Origin of the sequence: Catenulispora acidiphila DSM 44928 (genome assembly GCF_000024025.1) — a bacterium.
Classification (GTDB): domain Bacteria; phylum Actinomycetota; class Actinomycetes; order Streptomycetales; family Catenulisporaceae; genus Catenulispora; species Catenulispora acidiphila.
Genome location: NC_013131.1, coordinates 1610854 through 1627383, shown reverse-complemented (window position 1 = coordinate 1627383; position 16530 = coordinate 1610854). Strand labels below are relative to the sequence as shown.

The 16530-nt window shown below is 67.7% G+C and carries 15 protein-coding genes; 8 read left to right on the top strand and 7 right to left on the bottom strand.

What is annotated here, in order from left to right:
* Positions 1 to 75 precede the first annotated feature (75 nt).
* Complete coding sequence (locus CACI_RS07110; RefSeq protein WP_012785646.1) at positions 76 to 795, top strand: rhomboid-like protein; 720 nt, start codon at positions 76 to 78, stop codon at positions 793 to 795.
* Here CACI_RS07110 and CACI_RS07105 read toward each other — a convergent pair.
* Genes CACI_RS07105 through CACI_RS07095 form a run of 3 tightly spaced genes read right to left on the bottom strand, consistent with a single transcriptional unit; the run spans position 752 to position 3369 of the window.
* Entirely contained in the window at positions 752 to 1453 is a 702-nt protein-coding gene (locus CACI_RS07105; protein WP_012785645.1) for a class I SAM-dependent methyltransferase, read from the bottom strand. The two genes, CACI_RS07110 and CACI_RS07105, sit on opposite strands and share 44 nt — an antisense overlap.
* 57 nt (positions 1454 to 1510) lie before the next feature.
* Positions 1511 to 2797 (bottom strand): WD40 repeat domain-containing protein, encoded by a 1287-nt coding sequence (locus tag CACI_RS07100; protein WP_012785644.1) that lies wholly within the window; start codon positions 2795 to 2797, stop codon positions 1511 to 1513.
* Complete coding sequence (locus CACI_RS07095) at positions 2791 to 3369, bottom strand: SigE family RNA polymerase sigma factor (protein ID WP_012785643.1); 579 nt, start codon at positions 3367 to 3369, stop codon at positions 2791 to 2793. The genes CACI_RS07100 and CACI_RS07095 overlap by 7 nt, the downstream gene beginning before the upstream one ends.
* Positions 3370 to 3491: 122 nt before the next feature.
* On the opposite strand from CACI_RS07095, the gene CACI_RS07090 reads away from it, so the two are divergent.
* The 3 genes from CACI_RS07090 (at position 3492) to CACI_RS07080 (ending at position 7174) form a co-directional block, all read left to right on the top strand.
* The gene (locus CACI_RS07090; RefSeq protein WP_012785642.1) at positions 3492 to 5075 is read left to right on the top strand and encodes an ATP-dependent DNA ligase; all 1584 of its coding nucleotides are present in this window, start codon (positions 3492 to 3494) and stop codon (positions 5073 to 5075) included.
* A 107-nt stretch (positions 5076 to 5182) separates the two neighbouring features.
* Entirely contained in the window at positions 5183 to 6601 is a 1419-nt protein-coding gene (locus CACI_RS07085; protein WP_012785641.1) for an ATP-binding protein, read from the top strand.
* Positions 6602 to 6772: 171 nt separating this feature from the next.
* Entirely contained in the window at positions 6773 to 7174 is a 402-nt protein-coding gene (locus CACI_RS07080; protein WP_012785640.1) for a nuclear transport factor 2 family protein, read from the top strand.
* A gap of 39 nt (positions 7175 to 7213) precedes the next feature.
* On the opposite strand, the gene CACI_RS07075 is transcribed toward CACI_RS07080, so the two are convergent.
* Together CACI_RS07075 and CACI_RS07070 are read right to left on the bottom strand one after the other, a co-directional pair.
* Positions 7214 to 8545 (bottom strand): peptidase inhibitor family I36 protein, encoded by a 1332-nt coding sequence (locus CACI_RS07075; protein WP_012785639.1) that lies wholly within the window; start codon positions 8543 to 8545, stop codon positions 7214 to 7216.
* A 76-nt stretch (positions 8546 to 8621) separates the two neighbouring features.
* Entirely contained in the window at positions 8622 to 9719 is a 1098-nt protein-coding gene (locus CACI_RS07070) for a helix-turn-helix domain-containing protein (RefSeq protein ID WP_012785638.1), read from the bottom strand.
* Positions 9720 to 10021: 302 nt separating this feature from the next.
* Between CACI_RS07070 and CACI_RS07065 the strand changes: the two genes are divergently transcribed.
* The 4 genes from CACI_RS07065 to CACI_RS07050 all read left to right on the top strand — a co-directional run bounded on the left by CACI_RS07065 (position 10022) and on the right by CACI_RS07050 (position 13791).
* Positions 10022 to 10708, top strand: coding sequence for a C39 family peptidase (locus CACI_RS07065; RefSeq protein ID WP_012785637.1), 687 nt, complete (start codon positions 10022 to 10024; stop codon positions 10706 to 10708).
* A 244-nt stretch (positions 10709 to 10952) separates the two neighbouring features.
* Entirely contained in the window at positions 10953 to 11954 is a 1002-nt protein-coding gene (locus CACI_RS07060) for a hypothetical protein (protein ID WP_012785636.1), read from the top strand.
* A gap of 78 nt (positions 11955 to 12032) precedes the next feature.
* Complete coding sequence (locus tag CACI_RS07055; RefSeq protein ID WP_012785635.1) at positions 12033 to 12638, top strand: hypothetical protein; 606 nt, start codon at positions 12033 to 12035, stop codon at positions 12636 to 12638.
* 103 nt (positions 12639 to 12741) lie between these two features.
* Positions 12742 to 13791, top strand: coding sequence for an aldo/keto reductase (locus CACI_RS07050; RefSeq protein WP_012785634.1), 1050 nt, complete (start codon positions 12742 to 12744; stop codon positions 13789 to 13791).
* Positions 13792 to 13924: 133 nt separating this feature from the next.
* Here CACI_RS07050 and CACI_RS07045 read toward each other — a convergent pair whose 3' ends face one another.
* Together CACI_RS07045 and CACI_RS47565 are read right to left on the bottom strand one after the other, a co-directional pair.
* Complete coding sequence (locus CACI_RS07045) at positions 13925 to 14518, bottom strand: heavy metal-binding domain-containing protein (RefSeq protein WP_263053464.1); 594 nt, start codon at positions 14516 to 14518, stop codon at positions 13925 to 13927.
* A 1269-nt stretch (positions 14519 to 15787) separates the two neighbouring features.
* Positions 15788 to 16411, bottom strand: coding sequence for a very short patch repair endonuclease (locus CACI_RS47565; RefSeq protein ID WP_223297473.1), 624 nt, complete (start codon positions 16409 to 16411; stop codon positions 15788 to 15790).
* Positions 16412 to 16530: the final 119 nt, after the last annotated feature.

Sequence of the window (16530 nt, the reverse complement as noted above, 5' to 3'; positions counted from 1 at the left end):
CTCCATCCTCGACCCGGAACCCCATTGTGGCCGGTGATCCACCATCGGTCGGGGCGTTTCTGCCAAGCTCGCCTCATGGCGACCGACTCCGGCCCGCGCGCCGCGGCGCGCGCCTACCCCCGCCGCAACCCGATGACGTTCGCCTACCTGCTGATCATCCTGGCCGGTCTGCTGTTCCTGACGAAAGCCCTGACCGGCTCCCAGGCGGACCACCTGAAGATCGCCATCAGCACCAACCCGCACAACATGGCCCACAAACCGCTGACGGTCCTGCTCGCCAGCCCGCTCTTCACAGCCACGGACAGCGGCCCACTCTCCCACCTCTTGATCATCGCAGGCGGCGTCGGAATCTGCATGGCAGCACTGGAGCGCCACATCGGCGCCCCCCGCACCGCCGCCCTGTTCCTCCTCGCCAACACCCTCGCCACCGCCACCGCCACCAGCATCGCCGCCGCCGCAATCCACTCCGGCCGCTACCCCGCAAAGTGGTGGAACGGCTACGACTACGGAATCAGCTACGGAGTACTCGCCACCGCGGCAGCGGTGACACCACTGGTACCGCGCGCGACACGATGGCTGTGGGCGGCGGGCGTGTTCGCGTACCCATTCGTCAGCGCCCAGTGGTTCGGCCTCCTGCCGAACTTCGCGACGATCGGCCACGAGACGGCGGCGGCCTTCGGGCTCGGCGCCGGCTTTTTCTTGCTGCGGCGCGGTGCTGCTGCTCACTCGGCACCAATGCCGAGCACCACCCCTACGCCGGACGCCGCAACGCCACCGCCAGCACCGTCGGCTTGACGTCGAGCTGCGCGAACTTCTCCGGATCGACGTCCCGCAAAGCCACCGACGGCCGCGGCTCCACCAACCGCTCCAGCACGAACCCGCCGTCCAGCATCTCGTTCACGAACGTCTCGACCGTCATCCGCTCGAAGCTGATCGTGTAGCCGCTCCCGGGCCCGCCGATCGGCGCGTCCACGCGCCCACCCTGGTAGTACGAACCGCCCAGCCACCGCTGCTCACTCATCGGATGCGTCGTGGAGACCAGCAACCGCCCACCCGGCCGCACCACCCGCCGCAGCTCCGCCAACACCTGCCCCCGCGCGTACAGGTGGTGGTACACCAAAGCCATCACCGCCAGGTCGAACGAAGCATCCGCGAACGGCAACGGCAGCTCCAGATCATGCCGCGCGAACGTCCCCCGCTCCCCCGCCGCCCGCGCCGCGATCCGCACCATCTCCGCACTGCCGTCGATCGCCGTCACCCTGGCGCCCCGATCCGCCATCGCCGCGGCATAGAACCCCGGCCCGCACCCCGCGTCGAGCACATCCCGCCCCGCCACATCCCCGATCAGCTCGAGCATCGCCGGCCGATCGATATAGGCATTGGTCGGATGCTGCTGGCCGGTCCCGGCGAAGAAGTCGCCGAGGTCGCCGTGGTACGAGGTGTCGGTAGGCATCCGCTCAGGATGGCAGGCACCTCGCGCCCGGCGACATCGACTTTCAGCTGCTCGCCATCACGGCACGAACGCCCCCGGGAACTGCCCTGTCGGCGCCCAGGACATGGGCCATGTCGCGCATGTGCCGCGCGGGTCGCCGGGGAGGACGAAGGTCGCCTGCTGTACGACCTTCAGGTCCGGGGTCAGGATCGAGTACACGGGGCTGTGGCCGGTCTGGGGGGCTGGGTCGTCGCGGGAGCCTGACGTCGACGGTTCGCTCCGGTCGACGCCGGTCACGAGTTGGTGGGCGCCGATCCAGCCGGTGAACAGGTGGGCTTTGATGTCCATCCAGCCGATGCGCTTGCCGTCGGCTTGGAGGTCGAAGACGGCGATCACCGAGCCGTCGTACTCGGCCAGGTAGCGGCCGTCGGGTGAGAGCTGGGCGGATTCGGTGAGGTTGTGGTTCGGGACGTTGGCGACGTTGCCTGGAAGGCCTTCCTGGAGTGTCAGGGTTCGAACTGTGACGCCTTGGGCGTTCAGGTACTCCAGTCGGCTGCCGTCGCCGCTCAGCAGGGGGAAGAGCACTGAGCCGTGGTCGCCCTGGAACTCCTGGATCGACCACTGTCCGCTCGCCACGCGGGTGAGCACCGTCTGCGGGAGGGCGACCGAGGCCAGGCGGCGGCCCGTGGCCGGATCGTAGAAATCGGCGGTCCGGCTCGCGAGTGTGGGTCCGCCGCTCTCCTTGTCCACGTTCCACGCCAGATCGCTCACCACTTCCTTGCCGTCGGCGGTCCAGTGCATACCGCCGCCGTTGGTACTCGGGTGCGGCGTCAGGCGTCCGGCCGCCGCGTCCGACCACGGTGCCACCGCCCACGACTCCACGTAGGACGCGGTACCCCGCACCACCAGAGCCTGCTTCCCGTCGGGCGACGGGAGGTAGCTGGTCTGCACGTCGCCCGGGACGCCGTGGTACTGCCGAGTCGTCGGGTCCCAGACGTAGGACATGTCCAGCTTCGGGCCGTGGTCGCCGAAGCATTCCACCGCGAACTCGACGAGTCCGGCCTGGCCCAGCGGGTTCGCGAGCATCTCCGGCGCCGCCAGTGTCGACGGCGATCCGCCGCCGGATCCGACCGCGCCGCCGAGCGCGACCGCACCGACCGCCGCAGCCACCGCGAACGCCGAGCCGATCGCCACGACCGGCACCCACCTCCGCCTCCGCCGCCGGCCCGGCATCGACCGCCGCCACCGCGAAGCCGCGGCCGCCTCCGCGAGCGCCCGCTCCGACAGCCCCAGCGTGAACCGCTCAGCCGCCGGATCGTCGACGGCATCGGCCAGCGCCTCCTGCAGATCCTGCTCCGTCACCATGCCGCCTCCTCCTTCACTGTGTTCAGTGCTGTGTCCTTCTTAAGGTCCTTCGCGATGTCCTGCTCGCCGTCGTCCACCGCGATGCTCGCGCTGACGCGCAGCGCCTTCAACGCCTTGTGATGCTGGCTGCGCACGGTCCCGGTCGAGATCCCCAGCACCTCAGCGATGTCCTCGTCGGTCCGGTCCTCGAAGTACCGCAGCACGACCACCGCACGCTGCCCCCTCGGCAGCTGCCGCAGCGCCGCGATCAGGTCCCGCCGCGAGGCGACGAGGTCCGCCGGGTCCGACCGCGCGGCGGCCGTGTCCGGCGGTGAAGCCGTCGTCCGCTCCCGCCGCCACGACATCAGCCGCGTGCGGTCGACGTGCGCGTGGTAGATCGCCTTGCGGGCATAGGCCTCGGCTTGACTGGGATCGGCCAGCTGGCTCCATCTGCGCGCCACCCCCGCGAGCGCGCTCTGCACCAGGTCACGACCATGCTCCCAGTCGCCGGTCAGCAGATACGCGGTCTGCAGCAGCGCTTTCGACCGGGCGCCGACGAACTCCCGGAAGCGCTGTTCGTCATCGATGTCCAAAATCCATTCCCCTCCTCGCCCTACTACACGAGACGAGGCTCCGAAATCACTGCCGCCGCCCCCCGGGTTTCTTCTGGGTCACCCGGGTGGCCCTTGTCAGTGCCGTAGCGGACCATTTCCTCATGCGCTTGCACGATGTGGCGACCACCTCCGCCGCGGTCGCCGAGACCTCGGCCCGCTCGGCCAAGATCGCCCTGCTGGCCGAGCGGCTCCGCACGGCGACGCCGGAGGAGGTGGCGGTCGCCGTCCACTATCTCTCCGGCGAGCTGCCCCAGCGGCAGATCGGCGTCGGCTGGGCGACACTGCGCGAGCTGCCCGCGCCGGCTGACGACTCCGGTGGCTCCAACAGTTCCGACGGCTCCGACGGCTCCGCCAGCACCGCCGGACTGGAAGTCGCCGAGGTCGACCGGATCCTGGAAGAGATCGGCAAGACCACCGGCGCCGGCTCGCAGGCCCGCCGCCGCGATCTGCTGACCGCGCTGTTCGCCCGCGCCACCGCCGAGGAGCAAGCCTTCCTGCGCCGGCTGCTCACCGGCGAGCTGCGCCAGGGCGCGCTGGACGGCGTCATGGCCGACGCGGTCGCGAAAGCCGCCGACGTCCCGGCCGCCGAGGTGCGCCGGGCGGCGATGTTCGGCGGCGACCTGGCAGCAGCGGCGCAGACCGCGCTGCGGGCCGGCGTGCCGGGGCTGCGCGAGGTCGGTCTGGTGGTCGGGCGCCCGATCCAGCCGATGCTGGCCGGGACGGCAGAGGACGTCCCCACCGCGCTGGCGAAGGCTTCACCGGCGGCGCTGGAATGGAAGCTCGACGGAATCAGGGTCCAGATCCACCGCGACGGCGACCGCGTCCAGGTCTTCACCCGCAGCCTGGACGACATCACCGAGCGCCTGCCGGAGGCGGTCGCCCTGGCACGCTCGCTCCAGGTCACCTCCGCGGTCCTCGACGGCGAGGCGCTGGCCCTGGCCGCCGACGGCCGTCCGCGGCCGTTCCAGGAGACCGCGAGCCGCACCGGCAGCCGCCGCGACGTGGAGCGGATGCGCGAGCAGATCCCGCTGACCGTCTTCCTGTTCGACCTGCTGCACCTCGACGGCCGCGACCTGGTCGACCTGCCCTCCCGGGAACGCTCGGACCTGCTCGCCTCGATCGCCCCGCCGGCTGCCGTGGCGCCGCGCCTGGTCACCGACGACGCCGACGCGGCGGAGGCGTTCGCGAAAGACGCGCTGGACCGCGGGCACGAAGGCGTGGTCGTGAAATCTCTCGACGCGCTCTACAGCGCGGGCCGCCGCGGATCGGGATGGCTGAAGGTCAAGCCGGTCCACACCCTCGATCTGGTGGTCCTCGCCGCCGAGTGGGGACACGGCCGGCGCCGCGGCTGGCTCAGCAACCTGCATCTGGCCGCGCGCGACCCCGAGACCGGCGGGTTCGTCATGCTCGGCAAGACGTTCAAGGGCATGACCGACGAACTCCTCACCTGGCAGACCGAGCGCCTGCGCGCGTTGCAGACCTCTGCCGACGATTTCGCCGTGCACGTACGGCCCGAGTTGGTCGTCGAGGTGGCGTTCGACGGCGTGCAGCGCAGTTCGCGCTATCCCGGCGGCGTCACGCTGCGGTTCGCGCGCGTGGTCCGGTATCGCGAAGACAAGCGCGCTGAGGACGCCGATACGATCGATGCGGTGCGAGCTATCGGGCAGGGGCAGGAGCAGGCTTAGTCGCCGCCACCCTTCACCGCTCACCGTTTCCTACCAGGATAGTTGCGCTCGCGATAGTATCGTGATCGAAAGTATCCGTATCGCAGCAGCATCCAGGGAGCCGCGCGGTGACTCGTTTCGTCGGCAGAAGACGCGAGCTGGCTGCCCTGAACCAGGTCCTCTCCCAGGTCAGCGCCAGTGAAAGCACGGGACCCGCGGGCCGCTGCCTGGTCCTGCGCGGACGCCGCCGCATCGGCAAATCGGCACTGGTCGAGGAGTTCGCCCAAAGCGCCGGGGTCCCCCACGTCTACTACACCGCGGAAATCGGCATCGGCGAGGAACCGCTCGCCGAGTTCGTGCGCGCGGTCGGCGGCTCCGACCTACCGGACGCGGACGTCTTCGGCGACGCCACGCCCGGCAACTGGGCCGCGGCATTCCGGCAGCTGGCCGGGATCCTGCCCGACGACCGGCCGTCGGTCGTGGTGCTCGACGAGGTCCCGTATCTGATGGACGAGCAGGGCGCCTTCGAGAGCGTCCTGCAGCGCGCATGGGACCGCGAGCTGTCCCGCAAGCCGGTGCTCCTGCTGCTCATCGGCTCGGACCTGTCGATGATGGAAGCCCTCACCTCCTACGGCCGCCCCTTCCACCAGCGCGGCACCGAGCTGCCGATCGGACCGCTCAACCCCGCCGACGTCGCCGCGATGACCGGGCTCGGCGACGCAGACGCCTTCGACGCCGCCCTGATCACCGGCGGGCTGCCCGTGATCTGTGCACGCTGGCGGACCGGCGAGGACATGTGGTCGTTCCTCACTCGAGAGCTGGCCGATCCGTTCAGCCCGCTCACCGCCTCCGCTCAGCTCTCGCTCGCTGCCGAGTTCCCAGACCAGGCGCAGGCGCGCGCCGTCCTGGCCGCCATCGGCTCCGGCGAGCGCACCTTCACGAACATCGCACGCACCGCCGGCGGCATCGCGCACTCGACGCTGACCCGCGCCACCGAAGTGCTGACGGACAAGCGCATGGTCGCCGCCGAGCTGCCGGTATCCCTGGCGCCGTCGAAAGAACGGCGCTACCGCATCACCGACTCCTACCTCCGCTTCTGGTTCCGCTTCCTGGCTCCACACCTGCCCGAAATCGACCGTATGCGCTCGGATCTCACCCTGGAGCGCATCCGCACCGGCTGGCCGAGCTGGCGCGGCCGCGCCGTCGAACCGCTGGTCCGCGAGAGCCTGGCACGCCTGCTGCCCGCCTCGGGACTGCCCGCGGCACCGGTCGTCGGCGGCTACTGGACGCGCAGCAACGACGTCGAGATCGACATCGTCGGCGCCGACCGCGCTCCCGTCGCCCACCGCCTGCTGTTCCTCGGCTCCGTCAAATGGCTGGAGAACACGCCCTTCGACGCCCGCGATCTCGTTGCCCTGCAACGGCATCGCGACCGCGTCACCGCCGATCCGGTGCCGCTGCTCGCGGTGTCGCGGACGGGAGCGACGGCTCAGGGCCTTGATGCGGTGTTCGGACCAGGGGATCTGCTGGCGCCTTGGCAGGGCTGAGTCCGACCTGAATCCGACCTGGGCTGCGCTCCATCATCACGATCCACGATGCATACGAGAGCGGACTGCTCATTGGTCGCCGCGGCTGATCGCGGTGAACTGGAGGTGCGCCGGCGGGGAACCGACAAGCCGGCAGCAGCCCGACATCCCGATAGCCAAGGAGCAGCAACCATGTCCACCACCCAGCAGCTCGTCCTCCGCTACTTCACCGCCCTCGCCGAAGGCGACCAGCAGACCATCCGCGACTGCTGGGCCGAGGACGGCTCCGTCTGGTACGGCGGCGACCTCCCGATCTCGGGGACCTGGCAGGGCCGCGACCAAGTCATCGACGGCTTCTTGGCGACAGCCTTCGCGCACCTGGACCCCGAGCAGGAGATCGGCGTGAAGGTCACCAACGTCTTCGGCGAGGGCGAGCAAGTCCTGGTCGAATGGGACTCCTGGGCGACCGGCAAGACCGGACGTCCGTACCACGAGAAGAACATCGGCGTGTTCGTCGTCCGGGACGGCAAGATCGTCGCCATGCGGGAGTACGCCGACACGCAGCACTGGGAGCGTGCGCTGGTCGCGCCGTGAGACGCGGTCTTTACCTATCTTCTCAGCACGCCTGGACCCTCAGCATGCCTGGACGAAGTAGACCGGGTTGAAGTTGTAGTTGGTGCTTCTGCTCCCCGGCGCGGTCGCCGTGATGACGTTGTGGTTCTGGTCCTTGGTGTAGGCGTCCGTCCCGCCGGAGTTGTCGTTGATGTAAGAACCCGCCGACAGCCAGTTCTGCAAAGCCCAGTCACCGCCGTTGTACTTGCAGTGGTAGAAGGAGAACACCTTGCCGCTGTAGTTGGTGCCGGTGTAAATGCAGAAGTGGCCGCTGTGGCAGTCCGAGCCGTTGCCGGCCGCGGTGTTCCAGCAGTCCGCCGCCGAGGAGGTGGCGCACTGCCCCATGCCGGTGACCGACGGGCCGCTGCCCCCGCCGCCGGTCCACAGGTAGGTGACGGTGACCCAGCCGTTGTTGTTCAAGCCGACGTTGTAGAACGTGCCGTCGGCGAGGTCGATGCCCGCCGGGTTGGAGACGTGCCGGCCGAACTGGTCCAAGCCGCCGTTGTATCCGCTCTGATACGCCGCCTGCGCCTCGGGCTCGCCCTGCGGCAGGTTGGTGAACTCCGCGCGGCTCGCGTCCCAGTAGTTGTCACGCGTGTTCCACGGACCGACGTCCCACACCGGTGCCGTCTCACACCGGCTCGGACCGCAGACCTGGACCGAGTAGCTGCCGCTGCCGTTCGGCGACAGCGCCGTGCCCGACGGCAGCGCGACGAAGTGGTCGTTGGACTGGATGACGTGGCCGTTCGCGGTCGTGCCGCCGACGAGGCCCTCGCGCGTGGCGTACACCTGGTAGGAGACTGACGCGGGCGCGAGGTTCGGTGCGGCGTCGGCAGCCGCGCCGTTGTCGGCGCTCAATATCAGATTACTGATGGTCGGTGCGGCGCCCTGCGCGCTGTCGCGCAACGTGATGCGCGCCTGCACGGTGGTCACCGATTCCGACAGGCTCGTCGAACCCGTGGCCGCGGCCGGAATCCATTGCGTCCATATGCCATTCAGCCCGAGACCGCGGACGTCCACCTGCGCGTCCGAACCGGCGGGCCGCGCGGCGGTCACCGTCACGGCGACCTCGTTCGCCGGCGTGGCGAGGCTGTGCTCGGGCAGGACGTCCAGCCCGTAGCCCCGCGTGTCCTGGGACGTCGAGGCGTGCACGCGGCCGTCCTTGACCGTGAGCGCCCTGCCCGTCCACGCGACGTTGAAGTCGGAAGACTGCGTGTGCGACAGGTTCTCGGTCCACCGAGCCCCGCTCGTCGCCGCCTGCGCCGTACCGGTGATCGCACCCGTGGTCACGGTCGTCACGGCAAGCACTGCTGCGGCGCCCAGAGCAGCTCTCTTGTACAGAGGGATTGTCATGTCTTCCTTTCGTGGGGTCGTCGTGCGCGTGGGGTGATGTGCCGTCCGGCAAGAGCCTGTGATGTGGCTGACACACTCAGTAGTGTCGCAGTCCCACGGGATGATCGCAGTACCTTGATTCGACAGCGCGCACGGCCGGACGTAGGCAGGCACTGCCATCCAGATCGTCGTCGAGAGGCTCTTGTGGCGGGTCGAGCCACCCGAGTTCGCTGGCGCGCACACCCATCTGGAAACGGCTGCGGGTACCGAGACGCCGCATGAGTTCGGAGGCCTTTCGCCCGACCGTCCGCGTGGAGACCCCGAGGCGGCGTGCGATGTGCTCGTCGGTCTCGCCGTTGGCCAGCATGCGCAGGATCTCGCGCTCCTCTGGCCCGAGCCCTTGTGTGTCCGGCGGATTGGGCAGTCCCAGTGGGTTGGCGGTGGCCCAGATCTGCTCGAAGAGCGCGCACATCGCGGAGACCACGCCGATTCCGGTGAGGACGGTGGCACCGGCGGAGGTGTCCCTGGGATCGAGCGGGACCAAGGCGGTCGTGCGGTCGAAGACGATCAGGCGCAGCGGGACGGTTGGCGCCGTGCGGACCTGCCCGCCGACGCCGGCGAGCCAGTCGGTGTAGGCGATGCTCGCCGGGTCGTTGCGGATGCTGTTCAGGTAGATGGTGCGCATCGCGACGCCGCGTCCGAGCAGTGCCGCGTCCAAGGGCTTGCTGGCGGCGAGCGTGTCAGGGCGCTGGATCGGGTCCGGGACGAGGGCGATGACTTCGGTTTGGGCTTGTGCGGACAGTGTTTTCAGCCGTGTCCGTACCTCTTCGACCCCGACGAGTTCTTCCGTCACCGTGCGATCGCCGCGGCGGTGGAGATCGGCGTACTCGGCGGTGAGCATCGCCAGGGCGGCGCGTCCGCTCTCCATTTGGTGTTGCCGTGCAACGAGGTCGGCTTGGAGCGTGGTCAGCAGCGATTCCAGGCCGACGTCCGGCGCCACGGGTCGCAGAGTACGTGGATGCGCTGGAGAGGTACGTAGGAGAGCGAGGCCGGACAGCTCGTCGAGCGCGGCGCGCACCTCGTCCTCGGGCCAGCCCAGCTCCCCGCTGATGGCCTCGATCCGGAGGTCCGGCTCGCGCAGCAGATGCAGGTAGAGCTTCTCCGCCGCCGACGAGACCCCGAAGGCTTCGAGCATCGCTTCCCCAGATGCGATTGGAAGTTCCCGGCGAACGCCAGTATGCGGTTACTGACATCCCCCGAGCAAGGAGTGCGGGTACAGGAAATATCGGTGCCTTCGCGCGGGACGTGTCCGAACCCTGACAGGGCTGCTTCCGGACAGCGGTGAGACCTTCCGGTCGGCGCGTCCGGTGGCCCAAGGTCGTTCTCGGCGGCGAGCCGGACCGCCGGCCCGTCGGGCCCGACGACGAGCCGGAACCCGGCCCGCCGCCGCACGACGCCACCGAACTTTCTCGTCCAACTCGTCCCAGGAGGAATCCGATGAGAACCAAGCTCACCCCGGCGGCCCTGCGCCGGCCGGTCGTCGGCGGCGCGGCCGTCCTGCTCGCCCTCGGAACCGGCATCGGCACCGCCGCGGCCGCGACCCCGGCGAGCGCCGGCACGCAGACCGCCGCGGTGACCCCGGACGCCGGATCCGTGAGCCACGGCTCCGGCTGGGCCGAACTCACCCCCTCGCAGCAGGGCGAGCAGCGCAACTACTGGTGCGGTCCGGCCGCCCTGGTCTCGACGCTGAAGGAGAGCGGACACGGGACGCGCACCCAGACCTGGGCCGCCGGCGTGCTGGGCACCACCACGAACGGCACCGACATGGGCGGCATGCTCAGCGCCCTGAACGCCTACTCCGGCGGCTTCAAGTACGACGAGGTCTTCGAATCCGGCGCGTGGTCCGGCTACGTCTCCGGCTACGAGAGCCACCTGAAGTCGGACATCAACTCCGGCAACGGCCTGGTCGGCAACGCCTACGAGGTCCCCGGCGGCCCGCACCTGGCCGGTCACCCGAACGAACTGATCTACCACTACATCGCCATCGACGGGTACTTCGACAGCGGTGCGACCACGCACTACGCCGACCCCGCGACGACGGTCTGGAGCACGGTTCCGGCCTACTCCAATATCAGTTCCTCTTTGCTGGTGCGCATTTTGGGCGGTCGCGGATACTACTGGTAGACGTCCCCGCTCCATCGGCACCAGGAGGCTGACAGTGGTACACCCCGGGACAGGACGCCGTTTGCCGACCGCGGCGGCGGCGTTCGTCACGGCGGTGACGGCATGCCTAACGGGATGCGGGGCGTCGCACAGCGGCGCCCCGAGCCCTGTGGTGAAGTCTTCGATGTCTACGGCGTCGTCGGCGTCTTCGGCGCAGACCGCTACGTCACCGTCTTCTACAGGCGCTGCGAATTCCTTTTGCGCTGTGGCGAATCCCGCCGCGCTGAGCCAGGCCGAAACGGCGGGCGCGATCACCGCTCCGGCGGGCGAGACACTGGTCCCAGAGGCGGTCGCGCCAGACGGCTCGTCGTTCGTCGCGATCGAGGGCAGCAGCGTGCAGAACTTGGACAAGCTCGTCTTGTCCCGCGGCCACGGCAGCAACCTACAGACGGTCTCCACGCTGGCCGCTCCGTACGCCGGCTATGGCCAGATGAGCTTCGACGGCCGCTGGCTCGTCTTCATGGCCAACCAGTCGCAGGACATCACGGGAGCCTGGGATCTGTACGCCTGGGATTCGCAGGGCACTGCCGCGCCGCACATCATCGCGAGCGAGACCGTGGCGACGCCGAACGCCCCGGTCGAGTGGCCCGAACTCCGCAACGGCAAGGCGACCTGGGTCCAGGGTGTCGCCGACGGCACGCAGCAGGTCCACCTCTACGACCTCGCCGCCGGTCAGGACAAGGTCGTCCACACCGGTCACATCGGCGCGTCCGTGCTCGCCGGCGATCTGCTGGTCTGGACGGAGGCGCTGCACATCGACGGTCCGGTGACGTTGGCTGCCATCTCGATCGGCACCGGTGCGCCGGCGTCGCTGCCCGGACCGGTGGCGCAGGTTCAGACTTCTCCGGCGACGCTCGCGAGCGACGGCACCACGTGGGCCTGGACCAGCGCCGACTACCTGACGTTGTATACGTGGCGCGCGGGGATGCCCGCCGCGGTCACCGTGCACACCACCACCGAGGGGAACCCGATGGATTCGGTCGGGGTGGCGGGCGATGTGGTGACGTGGACGGACTCGACGGCGACGTTCGCCGCCAATGTGAAGACCGGATCGTTCACACAGGTGACCAAGCAGTATGGCAGTGCCCTGACGAACGGCGGCGCGATCATGGTGTACTACCCGCTCGGGGACGTGAAGTCGCCGGGTCTGAAGTACGACGTCTTCCTGCTGAAGACATCGGACTTGGCAGGGCTGGCTACCTGCTAGGCGCGATCGGCAGTTGCGCCTCTGTTGGCAGTACTCTTCGGGAAGAGTTTCCGCCACGGAGGCAGCGAGGCGACGCGTATGAACCGCATCATGGCGCCGATGGTTGTGGTCCTGTCGGGCGTGCTCGTCGCCTGTTCCTCGCCGGCGCACAAGGCTGCGCCGGCACCGGTGGGACAGCAGTCGGTCGCGCAGCTGACGACGTTGGCGCTCGCGACCTCTGACCTGCCGTTCGGTTGGGCGGTGTCGCCACCGGCTTCAGTCAGCTCGGTCACGGCTCCGTGCGCGGCACTGACGACGGACGGCAGCATGCAGTTGCCCGCGCAGGCCGAGAGCGACTTCCAGCAGTCGGAGGACGGGCCGTTCGTGCAGGAGATTCTTGCTTCCGGGGCGGCGCAGCCGGTGCACGATGCGTGGGCTGCGGTTCAGAAGGAGGCGATCGCGTGCTCGGCGGTGACGTCCGGCATCGACACGACGCGGTTGTCGACGATGGCGTTCCCGTCCTATGGCGATGAGAGCTACGCCTTGCAGCTGGCCGTCAGCAGGTCGGGCGTGAACTACGGCGGCGATGTCGTCGTCATTCGCAAGGGGCAGGTCTTCGTCGAGGTGGCCGTGTTCGGCGTTGACGGGGTCTCGGCGTCGCTCGTCAAGCAGCTGGTCGACACTGCCACGAAGAAGGCTCTCTAACCACTAACGGTTCTCCATTTCCCTTTAGCGCTGCGATGGTGCTACTGTTGGCGCATCGCTTAACGGAACTCTGGTCCCGTTAACTATCACGGAGGTGGGAGTCATGGAATACCGGCGGCTGGGTGACTCGGGGCTCGTCGTGCCCGCTTTAAGCTTCGGGGCGGGCACGTTCGGCGGGAAGGGGGCGCTGTTCAGCGCGTGGGGCGACACCGACGCGCGCGAGGCGCGGCGGCTGATCGACGTCAGTCTCGACGCCGGGGTGACGATGTTCGACACCGCGGACGTCTACTCCGACGGGGCGTCCGAGGAGGTCCTCGGCGCGGCGATCAAGGGCCGGCGGGATCAGGTACTGCTGTCGACCAAGGCCGGGCTGCCGGTCGGCGACGGACCACAAGACGCGGGCACATCGCGTTCGCGGCTGGTCAAGGCGACGGAGAGCGCACTGCGCCGACTCGGCACCGACTACATCGATCTGTTCCAGCTACACGCCTTCGACGCCCGCACCCCGGTTGACGAGACGATCTCAGCCCTCGACGATCTGGTCCGCCAGGGCAAGATCCGCTACGTCGGCGCGTCCAACTACTCAGGCTGGCAGCTGATGAAGTCACTGGCGGCAGCCGACCGCCTGCACGCCCCACGCTACGTGGCGCACCAGGTCTACTACTCGCTCGTGGGGCGCGACTACGAGTGGGAACTGATGCCGCTCGCCGCCGATCAGGGCGTCGGCGCGCTGGTCTGGAGCCCGCTGGGATGGGGACGGCTGACCGGTCGGATCCGGCGCGGGCAGGCGCTCCCAGCGGGAAGCCGACTGCATCAGACTGCTGACTTCGGCCCGCCGGTCGACAACGAGTTGCTGTACGACGTGGTCGACGTCCTGGACCAGATCGCCGAGGAGACCGGCAAGGCGGTACCGCAGATCGCCATCAACTGGCTCCTGCGCCGGCCAACCGTCGCCTCAGTCATCATCGGCGCCCGCAACGAGGAGCAGCTACAGCAGAACCTCGGCGCCATCGGCTGGGAACTGACGGCGGAGCAGGTCGCGCGACTGGACGCGGCAAGCGGGAAGGAGGCGCCGTATCCGTACTTTCCTTACGAGCGACAGGAGGCTTTCGCCCGGTTGAACCCGCCGATGTTTGGCAGCGCTCGGCTGTAGGGGTTACCTGTTCGCCTCCGGCTCGGGGAGCCGGGGCGGACGCACCCCCGCTCCCCCGCTCCTCCACTCCCTTGCTCCCTTGCTCCCCTGCTCCCTTGCTCCCCTGCTCCCCTGCTCGCTTGCTCCCCTATTCTCAGTCCGTCAGCGGCATCGTCATCTGCGGCGACACCGGCGAGGCGTCCTGATGGAGCTTGCTCACCGCCGTCCCCATCGCGAAGAACTCGATCGCGTGCTCGCCCCACACCCAGTCGTTCTCGTGCACCGTGACGCCCACGATGCCGTCCGCACCGACCTGGTTGCCCTCGTACTGCATGCGTCCCATGGCGATCTCGCGGGCGTCGTAGACGGCTTGGGTGTACGTGCCCAGCTCCGTGTTCTGACCCGAAGCCTGAAGCGCCTGCCGGAACGTCAGATGCGCGACGTGGTACACGCACGTACCAAGGACCAGCGCCCGCGGCACCCAACCGTGCTGCCACAACGTCCAGAAGTCCTGCCCCGACAGATGCGAGGTGAACGGCCGCCCGGCAGGCGTCCGCAACGCCATGGTGCCGCCCTCAGCCTTCACCGCCGTCCCAATGGCAACAAACTCCATGATCTCAGCCGAAAACGCATACCGCCGAGCCCGCACCTCAACCCCGATGATCCCATCAGCACCCAGCACATCGGCCTCAGCCTCCATACGAGCCATAGCCAACTCCCGCGCGGTGTACATAGCCTGCGTCAACACCGTCAACTCCTGACTAGCATTCCACCGCGCAGGCTGAATCCCAATGTGATAGATACTCGTCCCCATCACCAACCCCACCGGCACAAACCCAGCCTGCGCAGCCAACACGAACTCATTCACCGACAAGTCCGACGTAAAACAACCCCGCCCCTGCTGCGACTGCACCAACCGCCCCCGAGCCGACTCCGGCAAAGGCTGCTGTTGCTGCGATATGGGACCATTCTGCTGAGCCATGATCTCTCCTCCGGGACGCATCCCCGCACCTACGCGAATCGTGCTGTCGACCAAATTATGCTTCCCAACCCTGTGATCGCTGTGGAATCCGCGTTGCCGTACAGCACAGACCTAAGCCCCTGTCGATGATCGAGCGATGGCGGTTCACGCCCGCACTAGGTCCGTATGGTAAAGGGTGGTTCTTTGCCGGCTACGATCTGCGGAAGAAACACGACCGCCACCGTTAAGCCCCCTCGTGAGCCGGTATCGACCGAACTGGCACAGAATAGAACGACGAAAGATCGACTAAGGCGATACCGAAGGCTTCTGATACCGGCGCGAAGATCCTAAATTTGCGAACACCGCCAGAGTAGGGCTGCCCGCAGGCCCGGGTTTTACAGCGGCTTCAATACTCTGTAGCGAAACCTCACACACCAGCATGACACTTTTTCAAGCATTTTCACTGCGACTCAGTGGACGCCCGCGCCGCATACGGACGTAACGGCTCGATCACTACGGGCGACCACCTCTGGCGTTCGGCGAGCTGCGGTGGCAAGATGCTCGTGTGGCGATGATCAAAGAATTCAATCCCGTATCAAGTGATTCACAGAGCCGGCATAAGCCGATTAGCTGCGGCTATAGGGCATTCTCGGATGAAGGTGCGACCATACTCCAACTAGACACCTACGGGTCAGAGGAACGCGCGATCCCCGGAAAGACAAGCCAGTCGATTCAGCTTGACCTCGATAGCGCGCGCCAGCTAGTAGCAATCATCAAGGCCGCGTTTCCATCTCTCGCCACGTCCGATGGCCTTAGCGAGGAAGCCGCGAGGCGGCTTTTCCGTGAACTTAAGCACGCGTTTCCATCGCTTGAGAAGTAATCTACGATTTCCCGTCGACCGCGCATGGCATTGACCATAACAGCAAATGAATTCGCCTGTCGGCAGAACCCGCCTTACCTTTCAGGGCGTAGACGCCGATTTTGCGGCGCTCTCAAACGAAGTGCCAACCACGGCCTACCGGCTACACCTCGTACGACGCCAAACGTCACGCACGCTCACATCTGGATCCTGACGGTGGCGATAACGCGATCCGCTACAGCATCTGGGGCTTCATGCTCCCAAGCACGAATCACCGTCCATCCCGCGACCTGTAGGCGTCTTTCCGTATCAGCGTCTCGAGCCTTGTTGGTGGCGATCTTCTCTTTCCAATAGCTCGCGTTGACATGTGAAGCTCTGTGATGCTCTGGACAGCCATGCCAAAAACAACCGTCGATGAAAACGGCCACCTTAGCCTTAGTGAAGACGATATCCGCGGTTCTACGCAGCTCCGTGAGCGGCCGAAAATTCACACGATACCGAAGACCGGCACGATGGAGAGCCGATCGAACAGCGATCTCCGGCCGCGTATCCCGTCCTCTGTTTCCTTGCATCACCGATCGCACGGCGGGCGACGAAGCCCATGAAGCGCCGCGTGGCTCGACCGTGCCCTCCGGCTTCGCGATGAACCTATCGATACCGGATTCCGCGACGATGGACCATGCCTGAGTCAGGTTGTCCGCTCGCTCATCGCCACTGACCTCACCAACGTAGCGGTTGACGGTCTTTCCCGCGTCGGACCACCGCAAGTAGGCGTATACGCGTCGAGATCGAGGAAGCGTCTTCAGCTCGATGGACGCCAAGGGACCGCCTCCGGCGGAGGTGACGACGATTCGATGTTCGCGACCGCCCGCCGCGACGTCCTGTTCGGCGGAACGCTCGGAGCGGCTCTTCCCTGGTGCCGCGCGCCAAGCTCGTTCTG

Excerpts from the sequence above, each read along its gene's own strand:
- CACI_RS07105 (WP_012785645.1), bottom strand. The coding sequence starts at position 1,453 with ATGCCTACCGACACCTCGTACCACGGCGACCTCGGCGACTTCTTCGCC.
- CACI_RS07065 (WP_012785637.1), top strand. The coding sequence starts at position 10,022 with ATGAGAACCAAGCTCACCCCGGCGGCCCTGCGCCGGCCGGTCGTCGGC.
- CACI_RS07090 (WP_012785642.1), top strand. The coding sequence starts at position 3,492 with ATGCGCTTGCACGATGTGGCGACCACCTCCGCCGCGGTCGCCGAGACC.
- CACI_RS07070 (WP_012785638.1), bottom strand. The coding sequence starts at position 9,719 with ATGCTCGAAGCCTTCGGGGTCTCGTCGGCGGCGGAGAAGCTCTACCTG.
- CACI_RS07055 (WP_012785635.1), top strand. The coding sequence starts at position 12,033 with ATGAACCGCATCATGGCGCCGATGGTTGTGGTCCTGTCGGGCGTGCTC.
- CACI_RS07100 (WP_012785644.1), bottom strand. The coding sequence starts at position 2,797 with ATGGTGACGGAGCAGGATCTGCAGGAGGCGCTGGCCGATGCCGTCGAC.
- CACI_RS07080 (WP_012785640.1), top strand. The coding sequence starts at position 6,773 with ATGTCCACCACCCAGCAGCTCGTCCTCCGCTACTTCACCGCCCTCGCC.
- CACI_RS07075 (WP_012785639.1), bottom strand. The coding sequence starts at position 8,545 with ATGACAATCCCTCTGTACAAGAGAGCTGCTCTGGGCGCCGCAGCAGTG.
- CACI_RS07050 (WP_012785634.1), top strand. The coding sequence starts at position 12,742 with ATGGAATACCGGCGGCTGGGTGACTCGGGGCTCGTCGTGCCCGCTTTA.
- CACI_RS07110 (WP_012785646.1), top strand. The coding sequence starts at position 76 with ATGGCGACCGACTCCGGCCCGCGCGCCGCGGCGCGCGCCTACCCCCGC.